This is a genomic window from Leifsonia sp. KNZ12-8B (genome assembly GCF_056755495.1).
This window is the reverse complement of sequence record NZ_JBPGXM010000252.1, coordinates 1-826: the sequence shown is the minus strand read 5'-3', so window position 1 is coordinate 826 and position 826 is coordinate 1. Positions and strand designations below refer to the sequence as shown.

The following is an 826-nucleotide window of genomic DNA, read 5'->3' as shown; positions in this document are numbered from 1 at the left end:
CACGACATCCAGCACACCGCGGATCGCGACGCGCAGGGAGTCCCTGACGAGAGGTGTACCGGCAGGGCATCCCTCGGCGGCGTCCCGCGACGTACGCTCGATCGCATGGACAACCGAGCGGACGTGCGCGAATTCCTCATGTCGCGCAGGGCGCGGCTGACTCCCGAGCAGGCGGGACTGCCGGCCGGGACCGGCCGCCGGGTCGCCGGGCTCCGCCGCTCCGAGGTGGCGATGCTCGCCGACGTGAGTGTCGAGTATTACGCGAAGCTGGAGCGGGGCGCCATCGCCGGCGTCTCGACCGCGGTCCTCGACGCGGTCGCGCGGGCGCTGCAGCTCGACGACACCGAGCGGGCGCACCTGTTCGACCTCGCGCGGGCCGCCGACGGCATCCCCGTCTCCGGCCGGCCGCGCCGCCGGGCGACCAGGAGCCCCGCCGCCCGGCCGAGCCTGCACTGGGCGCTGGAGGCGTTCACCGGCGGGATCGCGGTCGTGCGCAACACCCAGTCGGACGTCATCGCCTTAAACGCCCTCGGCCGCGCCTTCTACTCGCCCATGATCGGCGACGGCGGGAGGACGCCCAACTTCGCGCGGTTCCAGTTCCTCGACCCGGCCTCCCGCGACTTCTACCCCGACTGGGACCTGTTCGCCGACATGTGCGTCGCCGTCATGCGCGCGGAGGCGGGCCGCGACCCGCACGATCGCGCCCTGCAGGACCTCGTCGGCGAGCTGTCGACCCGCAGCGAGACGTTCCGGCGGCTGTGGGGCGCGCACAACGTGCGCACGCACGGCGCGGGCACGAAGCGGTTCCACCACCCGGTCGTCGGCG

Annotated in this window: 1 protein-coding gene; it reads left to right on the top strand. The window is 73.8% G+C overall.

Annotated features, from left to right (window positions below; genetic code table 11):
* Positions 1 to 105 precede the first annotated feature (105 nt).
* Positions 106 to 826 (top strand): helix-turn-helix transcriptional regulator (locus ACR9ZG_RS18900; protein ID WP_481286384.1); only part of this gene is annotated, 721 nt, incomplete at its 3' end.